Origin of the sequence: Pseudomonas sp. P5_109 (assembly GCF_034009455.1) — a bacterium.
Classification (GTDB): domain Bacteria; phylum Pseudomonadota; class Gammaproteobacteria; order Pseudomonadales; family Pseudomonadaceae; genus Aquipseudomonas.
Map to the genome: position 1 here is coordinate 50,872 of NZ_CP125380.1, position 14,200 is coordinate 65,071.

15 protein-coding genes are annotated in these 14,200 nt (G+C 60.2%); 10 read left to right on the forward strand and 5 right to left on the reverse strand.

What is annotated here, in order from left to right:
* Positions 1–22: 22 nt before the first annotated feature.
* Positions 23–1,549, forward strand: coding sequence for a SulP family inorganic anion transporter (locus QMK54_RS00250; protein WP_110660187.1), 1,527 nt, complete (start codon positions 23–25; stop codon positions 1,547–1,549).
* 120 nt (positions 1,550–1,669) lie between these two features.
* Here QMK54_RS00250 and QMK54_RS00255 read toward each other — a convergent pair whose 3' ends face one another.
* On the reverse strand, positions 1,670–2,320 hold the full coding sequence (locus tag QMK54_RS00255; RefSeq protein WP_223596157.1) for a hypothetical protein: 651 nt from the start codon (positions 2,318–2,320) through the stop codon (positions 1,670–1,672).
* Positions 2,321–2,690: 370 nt separating this feature from the next.
* Here QMK54_RS00255 and coxB point away from each other — a divergent pair, with 370 nt between their 5' ends.
* From coxB to QMK54_RS00275, 4 genes are all read left to right on the forward strand, one after another.
* Entirely contained in the window at positions 2,691–3,818 is a 1,128-nt protein-coding gene (gene coxB / locus QMK54_RS00260; protein WP_110660184.1) for a cytochrome c oxidase subunit II, read from the forward strand.
* 82 nt (positions 3,819–3,900) lie between these two features.
* The gene (gene ctaD / locus QMK54_RS00265) at positions 3,901–5,493 is read left to right on the forward strand and encodes a cytochrome c oxidase subunit I (RefSeq protein WP_110660183.1); all 1,593 of its coding nucleotides are present in this window, start codon (positions 3,901–3,903) and stop codon (positions 5,491–5,493) included.
* Between the two features lie 123 nt (positions 5,494–5,616).
* On the forward strand, positions 5,617–6,168 hold the full coding sequence (locus QMK54_RS00270; RefSeq protein ID WP_110660182.1) for a cytochrome c oxidase assembly protein: 552 nt from the start codon (positions 5,617–5,619) through the stop codon (positions 6,166–6,168).
* Between the two features lie 25 nt (positions 6,169–6,193).
* On the forward strand, positions 6,194–7,081 hold the full coding sequence (locus QMK54_RS00275) for a cytochrome c oxidase subunit 3 (RefSeq protein ID WP_223596160.1): 888 nt from the start codon (positions 6,194–6,196) through the stop codon (positions 7,079–7,081).
* 66 nt (positions 7,082–7,147) lie between these two features.
* Here QMK54_RS00275 and QMK54_RS00280 read toward each other — a convergent pair whose 3' ends face one another.
* Positions 7,148–7,351, reverse strand: a complete 204-nt coding sequence (locus QMK54_RS00280; RefSeq protein WP_110662258.1) for a twin transmembrane helix small protein — start codon at positions 7,349–7,351, stop codon at positions 7,148–7,150.
* Between the two features lie 71 nt (positions 7,352–7,422).
* Here QMK54_RS00280 and QMK54_RS00285 point away from each other — a divergent pair, with 71 nt between their 5' ends.
* From QMK54_RS00285 to QMK54_RS00305, 5 genes are read left to right on the forward strand one after another with little or no spacing between them, the layout of a single operon-like run.
* Positions 7,423–8,163, forward strand: a complete 741-nt coding sequence (locus tag QMK54_RS00285; protein WP_110662259.1) for an SURF1 family protein — start codon at positions 7,423–7,425, stop codon at positions 8,161–8,163.
* Entirely contained in the window at positions 8,129–8,722 is a 594-nt protein-coding gene (locus QMK54_RS00290) for a hypothetical protein (protein ID WP_110662263.1), read from the forward strand. The genes QMK54_RS00285 and QMK54_RS00290 overlap by 35 nt, the downstream gene beginning before the upstream one ends.
* A 10-nt stretch (positions 8,723–8,732) precedes the next feature.
* Positions 8,733–9,806 carry a COX15/CtaA family protein gene (locus tag QMK54_RS00295; protein ID WP_320401844.1) on the forward strand — a complete coding sequence of 358 codons (1,074 nt, stop codon included), beginning with the start codon at positions 8,733–8,735 and terminating at the stop codon, positions 9,804–9,806.
* Complete coding sequence (gene cyoE, locus QMK54_RS00300) at positions 9,794–10,693, forward strand: heme o synthase (RefSeq protein ID WP_110662261.1); 900 nt, start codon at positions 9,794–9,796, stop codon at positions 10,691–10,693. The genes QMK54_RS00295 and cyoE overlap by 13 nt, the downstream gene beginning before the upstream one ends.
* Positions 10,690–11,325: an SCO family protein gene (locus QMK54_RS00305; RefSeq protein WP_223596164.1), complete on the forward strand. Its 636-nt coding sequence runs from the start codon at positions 10,690–10,692 to the stop codon at positions 11,323–11,325. Before cyoE ends, QMK54_RS00305 begins: the two co-directional genes overlap by 4 nt.
* Before the next feature lie 172 nt (positions 11,326–11,497).
* Here the strand turns inward: QMK54_RS00305 and QMK54_RS00310 are convergent, their stop codons facing one another.
* The 3 genes from QMK54_RS00310 to QMK54_RS00320 are packed head-to-tail and all read right to left on the reverse strand — an operon-like array spanning position 11,498 to position 14,013.
* Complete coding sequence (locus QMK54_RS00310) at positions 11,498–12,271, reverse strand: MetQ/NlpA family ABC transporter substrate-binding protein (RefSeq protein WP_110663143.1); 774 nt, start codon at positions 12,269–12,271, stop codon at positions 11,498–11,500.
* Between the two features lie 60 nt (positions 12,272–12,331).
* Entirely contained in the window at positions 12,332–13,006 is a 675-nt protein-coding gene (locus QMK54_RS00315; RefSeq protein WP_008002212.1) for a methionine ABC transporter permease, read from the reverse strand.
* A complete protein-coding gene (locus QMK54_RS00320; RefSeq protein WP_007969809.1) occupies positions 13,006–14,013 on the reverse strand; it encodes a methionine ABC transporter ATP-binding protein in 1,008 nt (335 codons plus the stop codon). Before QMK54_RS00320 ends, QMK54_RS00315 begins: the two co-directional genes overlap by 1 nt.
* Positions 14,014–14,200 lie beyond the last annotated feature (187 nt).

Consider the following 14,200-nt stretch of genomic DNA (forward strand, 5'->3'; position numbering starts at 1 on the left):
AGAAAACTTCGGGAGACTCACCATGCGTGCTGCTCGACTCAAAGCTGTTCTGCCACGGGAGCTGCTGGCTTCGGTGGTTGTGTTTCTGGTCGCCCTGCCCCTATGCATGGGCATCGCGATTGCCTCTGGCCTGCCGCCGGCCAAAGGTCTGATCACCGGCATCATCGGTGGTCTGGTCGTCGGTTGGCTGGCCGGCTCGCCGCTACAGGTCAGTGGCCCGGCGGCTGGGCTGGCCGTTCTGGTATTCGAACTGGTCCGCCAGCACGGTATCACCATGCTCGGGCCCATATTGTTGTTGGCGGGGTTTCTGCAACTGGTGGCCGGTCGCTTGAAGCTGGGCTGCTGGTTTCGGGTGACGGCGCCTGCGGTGGTGTACGGCATGCTGGCCGGGATTGGCGTGTTGATCGTCCTGTCTCAGGTGCATGTGATGCTGGATGCCGTGCCCAAACCCTCGGGGCTGGATAACCTGGCAGCCTTCCCGGCAGCGCTGGCTCAGGCGTTGCCCACGTTTGGTTGGCAAGCGGGCTTGTTAGGTTTGTCGACGATTGCCGTCATGTGGCTGTGGGAAAAACTCCGTCCACAATCCCTGCGCTTCATTCCCGGGGCGCTACTGGGCGTCGGCCTGGCTACGCTTGCCAGCCTGGTGTTGACGTTGCAGGTCAAACGGGTCCAGGTGCCGGCCAACCTGGCGGAAGCCATCGACTGGCTGAAGCCGACGGATCTGCTCAACCTGGCTGATCCGGCCCTGCTGATTGCCGCATTTGCCGTGGCCTTCATCGCCAGTGCCGAAACCTTGCTTTCAGCCGCGGCGGTGGATCGCATGCACAGCGGCCAGCGTTCGGACTTCGACCGGGAACTCTCGGCGCAAGGCATCGGCAACATGTTGTGTGGCCTGCTTGGGGCGTTGCCGATGACGGGCGTTATCGTGCGCAGTTCGGCGAATGTTCAGGCGGGAGCAACCACGCGTTTTTCAACCATTTTCCATGGCCTTTGGCTGCTGGCGTTCGTGCTGTTGCTGTCCAGCGTGCTGCAAAGCATTCCGGTGGCAAGCCTGGCGGGCGTACTGGTGTACACCGGCTTCAAATTGGTGGATCTCAAGGTCTTGCGTGGTTTGGGCCGGTATGGTCGGGCGCCGATGTTCACTTATGCGGCAACTGCGCTCGCCATCGTTTTCACGGACCTGCTGACCGGCGTGCTGATTGGCTTCGGCCTGACGCTGGTGAAACTGGCGCTGAAAGCCTCTCGCTTGAAAATCAGCCTGATCGACCTGCCTCAGGAAGGGCAAATGGAGTTGCGCCTGATGGGTGCGGCGACCTTCCTCAAGGTGCCGGCGCTGACCCGGGTGTTGGGCAGTATTGCTCCGGGCACGACAGTGCATGTGCCGCTCAATAACCTGAGCTACATCGATCACTCGTGTCTGGAGTTGCTGGAAGAGTGGGGACGGGCGAATGCAGCCAAGGGGTCGAGGCTGTTGATTGAGTCGCGGGGATTGAAGCGCAGGCTCGAGGGACGCGTGCGAACGAACACCGGCGTCGGCGCGGCCGGGTAGATAACAGTGTGGGAGCGGGCTTGCTCGCGAAAGCGGTGGGTCAGGCAACATTGATGTCGTCTGACACTCCCTCTTCGCGAGCAAGCCCGCTCCCACAGGGGGATTGTGTTTATCGATGGATCAAGCCGCTGGCTGATCCAGCTTCAGGCCTACGCCCAGGCGGCGGGACATGCACGGCCAGCGTTTCCACGCGGCGCCGGTGTCCGGGCTATTGAGCTTGTCACGGTAGGCTTCTACCGATTCCAGGGCGAAGTTTTCGTCATTGAGCATCTCTTCGAAGGCGTGATGCACGACTTCGTCCAGTTGGTTGGCGAACGACTCACCGATCAATTGGTGAGCAATCAAGTTGGCGACAGTCATGTCCAGGGGGATCAGTGGCTGGCCGAAATGCTTGATGTACAGGTCGTTGACCTCTTCGACAAACCGATGTGCCAGGTAGGCCTCGTCCAGCAGGCTGTCGAGCCCGACATGGCCGGCCATGATGGCTGGCGGCTGGAGGAAGTACTGCTCGGCGATTTTCAGCACCGGTTTGATCTGTGACTCAATGCCCGCTTCCCTGGCGACTTCATTGGCTGCGTCCAGCAGATCGGGCACTTCTTCGATGTAGGCGGCGACAAATCGCGTCAGCACGCCGTTGGTATCGGTCTCCGGCAATTGGATCGACGGGTGTAGATGCGGCAGTTTGCTTTCCAGCTGACGTGTCAGCAGGCCAGTCTCGGCTTCGTGTTGTTGGGCTTTTTGGATCTGCTCGCGCAATGCGGCGGTGTTCATGAAAACTCCAGGGAACAAGGCAATGAAATAGGGAAGACATAACTTAGCTGGCTTACGAAAAATGCTAAGACGCATTTGTCATAATTATTTCATCCTTGAGACGCCCCCGTTATATCGATTTGCCACCACTCGTCTGCATCCTTCTCCATTCGTGCCCTGCAATGCAAGTTAATGCTGTTTCAGATGATTTACGCCTTCGCGTTGCGAGGTCGGAGGTGCTGTCTATACTCGGGGTGGAATGGAGTTAGCTGATGACGCCCGACTGCATGTGCAGCAAGGCCCGGCGATTCAAGTTCGTAGTCTGATGCAGCCGCTCCCTTGCCGCAGGTGAAAGCCGGCGGGATAACAAGAACGATAAGGGGAACCCGCAATGATGCGACATCCACATGTCTGGATGGGCCTCCTGTTGTGGTCGATTTTCAGTCAGGCGCAAGCGGCCTGGACTGTGAATATGGCGCCTGGAGCGACTGAAATCAGTCACGCAGTATTCGACCTGCACATGACCATTTTCTGGATCTGTGTGGTGATCGGCATCATCGTTTTTGGTGCCATGTTCTGGTCGATGATTCTCCACCGCCGCTCGACCGGGCAGGTGGCCGCAAAATTTCATGAAAGCACCACCGTTGAAATCCTCTGGACCATCGTGCCCTTCCTGATCCTGGTGGCCATGGCGGTTCCCGCTACCGCGACCCTGATCAAGATGTACGACGCCAGCGAGCCGGAAATCGATATCCAGGTCACCGGCTATCAGTGGAAGTGGCACTACAAGTACCTGGGCCAGGACGTCGAGTTCTTCAGCAACCTGACCACTCCTCAAGACCAGATCCACAACAAGGAAACCAAGGGCGAGCACTACCTGCTCGAAGTCGACAAGCCCCTGGTGCTGCCGGTCGGCACCAAGGTGCGCTTTTTGGTGACCTCCGCCGATGTGATCCACTCCTGGTGGGTGCCGGCCTTCGCGGTCAAGCGCGATGCGATCCCGGGCTTCGTCAATGAAGCCTGGACCCGCATCGACAAGCCCGGCATCTACCGTGGCCAGTGCGCCGAGTTGTGCGGCAAGGATCACGGCTTCATGCCGACCGTGGTCGAGGTCAAGGAAAAGGCCGATTACGAAAAATGGCTGGCCGATCGCAAGGTCGAGGCTGCGCAGCTCAAAGAGCTGACCAGCAAGGAATGGACGCTCGACGAGCTCAAGGATCGCGGCGACAAGATCTACCACACCACCTGCGTGGCCTGTCACCAGGCCGAAGGCCAGGGCCTGCCGCCGATGTTCCCGGCGCTCAAGGGCTCGAAAATCGCCACCGGACCGAAAGACGCTCACCTGAGCCTTGTCTTCCACGGCAAGCCCGGCACCGCGATGGCGGCGTTCGGCAAGCAACTCTCGGAAGTCGATATCGCGGCAGTCGTGACCTATGAACGTAATGCCTGGGGCAACAACAAGGGCGACATGGTCACGCCTAAAGAAGTGCTGGAGCTGAAACAGGCGGAAAGCAAATGACCCGGTCTATTGCGCACGTAAGGAACCGGTCGGGGCTATGCATCCCGGCCTGCCCAGCCCATCTGTTTGCAGGAGACAGGACATGACTGCTGTAATCGATGAACATGTTCATACCGCCACCGACCACGCCCATGGCCCCGCCAAAGGCCTGATGCGCTGGGTGCTGACCACCAACCACAAGGACATCGGTACGCTGTACCTGTGGTTTGCATTCTCCATGTTCCTGCTCGGCGGCTCGTTCGCGATGGTGATTCGCGCCGAGTTGTTCCAACCCGGGCTGCAAATCGTCCAGCCGGAATTCTTCAACCAGATGACCACCATGCACGGCTTGGTGATGGTCTTTGGTGCGGTGATGCCGGCCTTCGTCGGTCTCGCCAACTGGATGATTCCGCTGATGATCGGCGCGCCGGACATGGCCTTGCCGCGGATGAACAACTTCAGCTTCTGGCTGTTGCCGGCGGCGTTCCTGCTGCTGGTTTCGACCCTGTTCACCGCTGGCGGCGGGCCGAACTTCGGCTGGACCTTCTATGCACCGCTGTCGACGACCTACGCGCCGGAAAGCGTGACTTTCTTCATCTTCGCCATTCACTTGATGGGGATCAGTTCGATCATGGGGGCGATCAACGTGATCGCGACCATCCTCAACCTGCGCGCCCCCGGCATGACGTTGATGAAAATGCCGCTGTTTGTCTGGACCTGGCTGATCACCGCGTTCCTGTTGATTGCGGTGATGCCGGTACTGGCCGGTTGCGTGACGATGATGCTGATGGACATCCACTTCGGCACCAGCTTCTTCAGTGCCGCCGGTGGCGGTGACCCGGTGCTGTTCCAGCATGTGTTCTGGTTCTTCGGTCACCCCGAGGTGTACATCATGATCCTGCCGGCGTTCGGTGCCGTCAGCTCGATCATTCCGGCGTTTTCGCGCAAGCCATTGTTCGGCTACACCTCGATGGTCTACGCCACGGCGAGTATCGCGTTCCTGTCGTTCATCGTCTGGGCGCACCACATGTTCGTGGTCGGCATTCCGTTGGTGGGCGAGCTGTTCTTCATGTACGCCACGCTGCTGATTGCGGTGCCAACGGGCGTGAAGGTGTTCAACTGGGCCAGCACCATGTGGCAAGGCTCGCTGACCTTCGAGACGCCGATGCTGTTCGCCGTGGCGTTCGTGATCCTGTTTTCCATTGGCGGTTTCTCCGGGTTGATGCTGGCCATCGCCCCGGCGGACTTCCAGTACCAGGACACCTACTTCGTGGTCGCGCACTTCCACTATGTGCTGGTGCCGGGGGCGATCTTCGGGATCTTCGCCTCGGCCTATTACTGGATGCCGAAATGGACCGGCCACATGTACGACGAAACCCTCGGCAAGTTGCATTTCTGGCTGTCGTTCATCGGCATGAACATGGCCTTCTTCCCGATGCACTTCGTGGGCCTGGCGGGCATGCCGCGGCGGATTCCGGACTACAACCTGCAATTCGCCGACTTCAACATGGTGTCGTCGATCGGCGCATTCATGTTCGGTGCGACGCAGATCTTCTTCCTGTTCATAGTGATCAAGACCATTCGCGGCGGTCCGCCAGCACCGGCCAAACCGTGGGATGGGGCTGAAGGCCTGGAGTGGAGCATCCCGTCGCCAGCGCCGTATCACACCTTCACCACGCCGCCGGAAGTGAAATGAACAAAGCCCTCGTAGGAGCCGGCTTGCTGGCGATGAACGATAACGCGGTGTTGCCGATACACCGAGGTGTTTGCATCGCCAGCAAGCCGGCTCCTACAGGGTTATGCGTAGAGGTTTGGAATCATGGCTGACTCAATTTCGTTGAAGAAACTGGTCACGCGTTTGCTGATCGCGGTGGTGGCGATGTTTGTGTTCGGGTTTGCGTTGGTGCCGATCTACGACGTGATGTGCAAGGCTTTCGGCATCAATGGCAAGACCGGCGGGCAGTACGAGGGTGAGCAAACGGTCGATACCTCGCGGCAGGTGCGCGTGCAGTTTCTGTCGACCAACACTGCCGACATGCCTTGGGATTTCTATCCCAAGCACGATGAACTGACGGCCAACCCCGGGGCGGTGAACGAAATGATCTTCATCGCCCACAACCCCACCGATAAGCCGATGAGTGCGCAAGCCGTGCCGAGTATCGCGCCTAGCACCGCGGCGGCGTACTTCCACAAGACCGAATGTTTCTGCTTTACCCAGCAAGTGCTGCAGCCCGGTCAGCGGATCGAGATGCCGGTACGTTTCATCGTTGACCGTGACATGCCCAAGGATGTGAAGCACCTGACGCTGTCTTACACGCTGTTCGATATCACCGCCCGACATCCACCGGTAGCTGTAAACACTGGCGGCTGAGCGTGCCCGATAAGGAGAACAATAAATGGCAACTCATGAACATTATTACGTTCCCGCCCAGAGCAAATGGCCGATCATCGCCACGCTCGGCATGGTCACTACCGTCTACGGCCTGGCCACCTGGTTCAACGATCTGAAAGCGGCGCGCCCGGAATCCCACGGGCCGCTGATTTTTTTCATCGGCGGGCTGATGGTGGCCTACATGCTGTTCGGCTGGTTCGGTACGGTGATCAAGGAAAGTCGTGGCGGCTTGTACAGCGCACAGATGGATCGCTCGTTCCGCTGGGGCATGAGCTGGTTCATTTTCTCGGAGGTGATGTTCTTCATCGCCTTTTTTGGCGCACTGTTTTATGTACGTCACGTCTCTGGTCCGGCGCTCGGTGGTGAGGGCACAAAAGGCATCGCGCACATGCTGTGGCCGAACTTCGAATTCGTCTGGCCGCTGCTGAATAACCCGGACTCGAAATTGTTTCCGTCGCCCAAGGAAGTCATTAGCCCCTGGGGCCTGCCGCTGCTCAACACCGTGTTGCTGGTGAGCTCCAGCGTGACCGTGACCATCGCTCACCATGCCTTGAAAAAGGGCCATCGCGGTGCACTCAAGCTGTGGCTGGCGCTCACCGTACTGCTGGGCTGTGCGTTCCTCACCTTCCAGGCCGAAGAGTACATGCACGCCTACCACGAGCTGGGCCTGACCCTGGGTTCGGGCATCTACGGCGCGACGTTCTTCATGCTCACCGGGTTCCACGGCGCCCACGTGACCATCGGCACCATCATCCTGTTCGTGATGCTGATGCGGGTCATGCGCGGGCACTTCGACAGCGAGCACCAGTTCGGCTTCGAAGCGGCGAGCTGGTACTGGCACTTCGTGGATGTGGTGTGGATCGGGTTGTTCGTTTTCGTCTACGTGCTGTAGGAGCGACCTAGCTCGCGAAGGTCTATCAGTCGAAATCGGGGTAACTGACACACCTTCACGAGCAAGCTACCAGGGGGCATGAGAAACCAGCTGGCCGCTGAAAAAACCCCAGGTGATCAGACCCAGGGTAATGGCGGCCAGAGTGACACGTACACTCAAGGCAATGACGAGGCGGTTTGAGTGGCTGTCGTCCTTGACCAGAAAAAACAGGCCGCTGAACAGGCTGACAACCGTGGCAATCAGCATCAGGACGATGGCTGCTTTGAGCATGGTGGGACTCCGGGGGAACAAGCGATGCACTTGAGTATAGCTATCGCGATGACCGACTTTCTGGCGATGCCATGAAGTGCTTTCGGCCGGGTATCGTGCCAACGCTGGTAGTGGGGCTGTTGCTGCCGCTGCTGGTGTCCCTGGGGTTCTGGCAATTGAGCCGGGGCGCGGAGAAAAGCGCGCTGCTGCAAAACTATGCCGAACGCCGCGCCGCCGAGCCGATGGCCAGCACCGAGCTGCAGAGCATCACCGATCCGGCCTTCCGCCGGGTACGTTTGCATGGCCAGTTCGATGCCGAACACAGCCTGCTGCTGGACAATAGCCAGCGCAACGGCCGGGTCGGCGTCGAGTTGTTGCAACCGTTTCATGATCAGGCCACCGGGCTTTGGCTGTTGGTCAATCGCGGCTGGCTGCCATGGCCGGAACGCCGCACACCCCCACAATTCACAACCCCTGCCGAGGCAGTCAGCCTCGACGCGTGGGTCTACGTTTCTCCCGGCGCGACGTTCCAATTACACGCAGATCCGACGACGTCGACATGGCCGAAGCTGATTACGGCCGTCGAACCGGCCAGCCTCTGGAGGACGCTGAACCGCGAAGGCTTTGCCTACGAACTACGCGCCGAAACCGGCACGGCCACCTATCAGGCCGACTGGCCAGTAGTCGCCATGGGTCCGGAAAAACACATCGCTTATGCCGTGCAGTGGTTCGCCATGGCGATCGCCCTGTTCGGTCTTTATCTCTATCTCGGCTGGCACAACGCAAAGGAGAAACACCATGGGAGCGGCCATGAATCCACCCAGCATGTCTGAGGCGAAACCGTCGGTGAACCGGCGCAAGGGCCGCTTGCAGCTGCTGCTGATCCTGCTCGGGGTGATCGGTCCGATGATCCTCGCCACCGGCATGTACAAGCTGAATTTCTGGGTGCCCGAGGGCCGCAGTTATCACGGCGAATTGATCGGCAACGGCCAGACCCGCGCGGACATCGGCGTACAGGCGCAGGAGGATCGCTGGCAGATCCTGGTGACGGCGCCCAAGGATTGCGCGGTGGACTGCCAGCAACTGGTGTATCTGGCGCGGCAGGTCCAGATCGGCCTGGGGCGCGATGCTTCCCGCGCCAGCCATGCATTGGCCGCCGCGCAGACGCTGAACCCCGATTACGAGACTAAACTTCAACGCGAGTACCCGCAGTTGCAACGCTATTCACTGGACTTGCCGGCCTACATCAAAGGCGCTCAGAGCAATGACGCGCCGCACCTTTGGATCATCGACCCTCACGGCAATCTGGTGCTGCGCTACGACCCCTCGGTCAAGGGCAAGGACCTGCTCAACGACCTGCGTCACCTGCTGAAACTGTCGAATATCGGATAAGGGCATCGTCATGGCCAAACCTGGATTTCGCCTCGCGTTGTTTGCCACCTTGCTGGCGCTGATTGTGGTGTTGCTCGGCGCGTACACCCGTCTGACCCATGCTGGTCTCGGCTGCCCGGACTGGCCGGGCTGCTACGGCTTCATCAGCGTACCGAAAAGCGAAGCCCAGCTGGCCCATGCCGAATTGCACTTCCCGGACACTCCGGTCGAGGTCCACAAGGGCTGGAACGAGATGATCCACCGCTACTTCGCCGGCACGCTGGGGGTGTTGATCGCGGTGCTGGCCGCTCGCGCGTGGTTGCATCGCCGCCATCCGGGGCAACCGGTGAAGTTGCCATTGTTTCTGTTGGCGGTGGTTTTTGGCCAAGCCGCGTTCGGCATGTGGACGGTCACGCTCAAGCTCTGGCCGCAGGTGGTCACCGGGCATCTGCTGGGTGGTTTCGCGACCTTGAGCCTGTTGTTTCTCCTGACCTTGCGCCTGTCCGGCGTACTGCCGGCGCTGACCGTGCCACGACGTTTGCAGCACTGGGCGACGGCGGGGCTGTTGTTGGTGATCGGGCAAATCGCCCTCGGTGGCTGGGTCAGTTCCAATTACGCCGCCGTAGCCTGTATCGACTTTCCGACCTGTCACGGTCAGTGGTTGCCACCGGCCGACTTCGCCAACGGTTTTCACCTGACCCAACACATCGGCCCGAATTACCTGGGCGGGCAACTGGACAGCGATGCCCGTACGGCTATCCACCTGACCCACCGCATCGGTGCGCTGCTGGTCACCCTGGTGTTGCTCGGCCTGGCCTGGCAATTGAAGGTGGTCGGCATGACGCGCCTGGCGGGCATGGTGCTGATTGCCCTTGGCGCGCAAATCACCCTGGGTATCAGCAACGTGCTGTTCCATCTGCCGCTGCCGGTGGCCGTCGCGCATAACGCGGGCGGCGCGGCGTTGTTGCTGACCATGGTGCTGGTCAATTACCACGCCCGAACCAGTCTGGTTCGGGTCAAGCAGCCAACGCGCTGGCGTTTCAGCCCGCGTAAACACTCAGCCGGGCCCATAACAATAAAAGGAGAGATGCCATGGCGATTCTGATCGGCGAACGTCCCAGTCAGGCGATCTGGCGTGACTACCTGGAGCTGACCAAACCCAAGGTAGTGGTGCTGATGCTCATCACTTCACTGGTGGGGATGTTCCTCGCGACCCGTGCCGGCGTGCCGTGGACGGTACTGATTTTCGGCAACCTGGGCATCGCCCTGTGTGCCGGTGGCGCGGCGGCGGTCAATCATGTGGTGGACCGGCGCATTGACGCGGTGATGGCGCGCACCCACAAACGGCCGCTCGCCGAAGGCCGGGTTTCGCCGACCGCCGCGCTGACGTTCGCGCTGCTGTTGGCGGCGCTTGGGCAAGCCATGCTGCTGGCGTTCACCAACCCGCTGACCGCGTGGCTGACCCTCGCCTCATTGCTTGGTTACGCGGTGATCTACACCGGATTCCTCAAGCGCGCGACCCCGCAGAACATCGTCATCGGTGGTCTGGCCGGTGCGGCCCCGCCATTGCTTGGCTGGACCGCCGCCACCGGTCACGTCAGCGCCGAACCGCTGCTGCTGGTGCTGATCATCTTCGCCTGGACCCCGCCGCACTTCTGGGCGCTGGCGATCCATCGCAAGGAGGAATACGCCAAGGCCGACATCCCGATGCTGCCGGTTACCCATGGCGAGCACTACACCAAGGTGCATATCCTGCTTTATACCTTCGCGTTGCTCGCCGTCAGCCTGATGCCCTATGTCATCCACATGAGCGGTACGCTGTACCTGGTGTGCGCGCTCGGGCTGGGCGCGAGGTTTCTGCATTGGGCCGTGGTGTTGTACCGTGGCACTCGGCCGCACGCGGCGATCAACACGTTCAAGTACTCTATTTACTACTTGTTCCTGCTGTTTATCGCCCTGCTCGTAGACCACTACTTATTGTTGAACCTATGACTCGAACCCAGAAAACCGTCTTCATTCTCGTCGCCCTGGTCGCACTGATCCTGGGCCTGACCGTCAACAAGGTGTTGTCCGGGAAAAACCAGGGCGACCCGACGGCACTGATCGACGCCGGCATCATTTTGCTGCCGCAGAGCCGTAACCTCCCGGACGTGACGATGACCAATCAGGACGGTCAGCCGGTCACGATCAATGAATTGAAAGGCAAGTGGAGCCTGCTGTTTTTCGGCTACACCTTCTGCCCGGATGTCTGCCCGACCACTCTCGCCCAACTGCGGCAGATCAAGAGCGAATTGCCACCCGAGGCTGTGGATAAACTGCAAATCGTGCTGGTCAGCGTCGACCCCAATCGCGATACGCCCAAACAGCTCAAGCAGTACCTGAGCTACTTCGACCCGCAGTTCATCGGCCTGACCCCGGCGTCGATCAATGAGCTGGAAAAAATCTCCAACGCGGTAAGCATTCCGTTCATCCCGGCAGACACCAGCAAGCCGAACTACACCGTCGACCACAGCGGCAACCTCGCGGTGATCGGACCGGACGGCACCCAGCGCGGCTTCATCCGCGCGCCGTTGAACAATGCGAAGCTGGTGGCGCAGTTGCCGGTGATGCTCAAGCGCGACTGAAAACACCACCAAACCCTGTGGGAGCGGGCTTGCTCGCGAAAGCGGTGGCTCAGCCGAAATGGATAGTGGCTGACACACCGTCTTCGCGAGCAAGCCCGCTCCCACAGGGGGGCTGTGTTTCAGGCAAAAAAAGGGGCGCATTAGATGCGCCCTTTTTCATTGCTTCAGTCGATCAGAACGCCGGCACTACCGCGCCTTTGTACTTCTCGAGAATGAAGGCCTTCACTTCCGGGCTGTGCAGGGCAGCTACCAGTTTCTTCATCGCTTCGCTGTCCTTGTCATCCGGGCGAGCCACCAGGATGTTCACGTACGGCGAGTCGCTGCCTTCGATGAACAGCGCGTCTTTGGCCGGATCAAGCTTGGCTTCCAGCGCGTAGTTGGTGTTGATCAGCGCCAGGTCGACCTGGGTCAGCACGCGCGGGATGGTCGCGGCTTCCAGTTCACGGATTTTCAGGTCCTTGGTGTTCTCGGTGATGTCCTTGACGGTCGACAGGATGTTGTTCGAATCCTTCAGCTTGATCAGCCCGGCCTTGGCCATCAGCAACAGCGCACGGCCGCCGTTGGTGGCGTCGTTCGGGATCACCACGTTGGCACCGCCTGGCAGTTCAGCGAGGGTCTTGTACTTGCTGGAGTAAGCGCCCAGGGGTTCCAGGTGTACGCCGGCCACGGAAACCAGGTTGGTGCCCTTGGCCTTGTTGAACTCATCCAGGTACGGCTGGTGCTGGAAGAAGTTGGCGTCCAGGCGCTTTTCCGCGACCTGCACGTTCGGCTGGATGTAGTCGGTGAAGACCTTGACCTTCAGGTCCACGCCTTCTTTGGCCAGGGTCGGCTTCACGAATTCGAGGATCTCGGCGTGCGGAACCGGGGTGGCCGCGACGGTCAGGGTGTCGGCCGCGTGGGCCGAGAATGCGGCAACAGCAGCGAAGGCGACGAGTAGTTTTTTCATTCAGCTAACTCCTTGTGAGGCGCCCGTTTGGCGCCTGCCAGCGAATGGCCGGCTCATGTCTTACTTACGGGAAAAGTGGACGACCAGTTTGTCGCCAACGGTTTGCAGCACCTGGACCAGTACCAGCAGCAACACCACGGTCACCACCATCACATCGGTCTGGAAGCGCTGGTAACCGAAACGGATCGCCAGGTCACCGAGACCACCGGCGCCCACCACACCGGCCATCGCCGTGTAGGACACCAGTGTAATGGCTGTCACCGTAATCGCTGCGAAGATGCCCGGACGAGCCTCCGGCAGCAAGGCATTGGTGATGATCTGTCGCGTGGTCGCGCCCATGGCCTGGGTCGCTTCGATGATGCCGCGATCGACTTCACGCAGGGCGGTTTCCACCAGGCGGGCGAAGAATGGCGTGGCACCCACCACCAGTGGCGGGATCGCACCGGCGACACCGAGGGACGTGCCGGTGATCAACACGGTGAACGGAATCATCACGATCAACAGGATGATGAACGGCAGCGAACGCAGAATGTTCACCACCAGCGACAACATCGCGTAGACGCCTTTGGCTTCCAGCAACTGGCGCGGGCTGCACAGGAACAGCAGCACGCCCAGCGGCAGGCCGAGCAGTACGGTGAACAACAGCGAACCGCCGAGCATCAGCAGGGTGTCGCCGGTGGCCAGCCAGATTTCGAACCAGTCGATGTTGGCGAAGAAACTTGTCAGGGCTTCCATTAGCGCAGCACCTCCATGTGGACGTCGGCTGCGGTGAAGCGGGCAAAGGCCGCTTCCATGTCACCACCGGTCACGGCCAGGGTCAGTTGCCCGTAGGGAATGTCTTTGATGCGGTCGATACGACCGGCCAGGATGCTGTAGTCCACACCGGTTTCGCGGGCGACAGTGCCCAGCAGAGGCGCGTAGGTCGCTTCGCCCTGGAAGGTCAGGCGCACAATGCGCCCTGGTACGTGAGCGAAGTCGTCACGCTGTTCGCTTTCGTCGATCTGCTCGTCTTCCTGCACGAAGCGTTTGGTGGTCGGGTGTTTCGGATGCAGGAACACCTCGGCCACCGAGCCTTGCTCGACGATCACGCCGGCGTCCATCACGGCGACCTGATCGCAGACCCGGCGGATCACGTCCATCTCGTGGGTGATCAACACGATGGTCAGTTTCAGCTCGCGGTTGATCTCGGCCAGCAATTGCAGCACCGATGCGGTGGTTTGCGGGTCGAGGGCGCTGGTGGCTTCATCACACAGCAGGATTTTCGGTTTGGTCGCCAGGGCGCGGGCAATGCCGACACGCTGCTTTTGCCCGCCGGACAGTTGCGCCGGGTACTTTTTCGCGTGGTCGGACAAGCCGACCCGCGCCAGCAATTCGGCCACGCGCGAGTCGATCTCGCTGCGCGACAGCTCGCCGGCCAGAGTCAGTGGCAGTGCAACGTTGTCGGCGACAGTCTTGGAGGCCAGCAGGTTGAAGTGCTGGAAAATCATCCCGACCTGCTGACGGAAGCGGCGCAGGCCATTGGCGTCGAGCGCGGTGACTTCTTCACCGTCGACGGTGATCTTGCCGCCACTGGCGTTTTCCAGGCGATTGATCAGACGCAGCAGGGTACTTTTTCCTGCGCCGGAATGACCGATCAAGCCGAAAACCTGCCCGTTCTCAATCGTCAGACTGGTCGGATGCAGGGCGGGGATTTCCTTACCGGCGACGCGGTAGGTTTTGTGGACGTTTTGAAACTCGATCACGTAGCGAACCTTGTGGGCGCGTTAGAAAAGGGTCAGCGGTTAGCCGGGCGCGCATTTTAGCCTGTCCGTATAGAGGTTCTTAGCATTTATTTCGCATTTGTCCTGTCATTTGGCAATAACGCGATCAAAGGTCAGAAAAAAGGAACGGCTGTAGAAGCTCGCCAGTCACTACTTAGGTCACTGGAAT

What these genes read in the sequence shown, in the direction of transcription:
- QMK54_RS00250 (WP_110660187.1), top strand. Translation starts at nt 23, where the DNA reads ATGCGTGCTGCTCGACTCAAAGCTGTTCTGCCACGGGAGCTGCTGGCT.
- QMK54_RS00255 (WP_223596157.1), bottom strand. Translation starts at nt 2,320, where the DNA reads ATGAACACCGCCGCATTGCGCGAGCAGATCCAAAAAGCCCAACAACAC.
- coxB (WP_110660184.1), top strand. Translation starts at nt 2,691, where the DNA reads ATGATGCGACATCCACATGTCTGGATGGGCCTCCTGTTGTGGTCGATT.
- ctaD (WP_110660183.1), top strand. Translation starts at nt 3,901, where the DNA reads ATGACTGCTGTAATCGATGAACATGTTCATACCGCCACCGACCACGCC.
- QMK54_RS00270 (WP_110660182.1), top strand. Translation starts at nt 5,617, where the DNA reads ATGGCTGACTCAATTTCGTTGAAGAAACTGGTCACGCGTTTGCTGATC.
- QMK54_RS00275 (WP_223596160.1), top strand. Translation starts at nt 6,194, where the DNA reads ATGGCAACTCATGAACATTATTACGTTCCCGCCCAGAGCAAATGGCCG.
- QMK54_RS00280 (WP_110662258.1), bottom strand. Translation starts at nt 7,351, where the DNA reads ATGCTCAAAGCAGCCATCGTCCTGATGCTGATTGCCACGGTTGTCAGC.
- QMK54_RS00285 (WP_110662259.1), top strand. Translation starts at nt 7,423, where the DNA reads ATGAAGTGCTTTCGGCCGGGTATCGTGCCAACGCTGGTAGTGGGGCTG.
- QMK54_RS00290 (WP_110662263.1), top strand. Translation starts at nt 8,129, where the DNA reads ATGGGAGCGGCCATGAATCCACCCAGCATGTCTGAGGCGAAACCGTCG.
- QMK54_RS00295 (WP_320401844.1), top strand. Translation starts at nt 8,733, where the DNA reads ATGGCCAAACCTGGATTTCGCCTCGCGTTGTTTGCCACCTTGCTGGCG.
- cyoE (WP_110662261.1), top strand. Translation starts at nt 9,794, where the DNA reads ATGGCGATTCTGATCGGCGAACGTCCCAGTCAGGCGATCTGGCGTGAC.
- QMK54_RS00305 (WP_223596164.1), top strand. Translation starts at nt 10,690, where the DNA reads ATGACTCGAACCCAGAAAACCGTCTTCATTCTCGTCGCCCTGGTCGCA.
- QMK54_RS00310 (WP_110663143.1), bottom strand. Translation starts at nt 12,271, where the DNA reads ATGAAAAAACTACTCGTCGCCTTCGCTGCTGTTGCCGCATTCTCGGCC.
- QMK54_RS00315 (WP_008002212.1), bottom strand. Translation starts at nt 13,006, where the DNA reads ATGGAAGCCCTGACAAGTTTCTTCGCCAACATCGACTGGTTCGAAATC.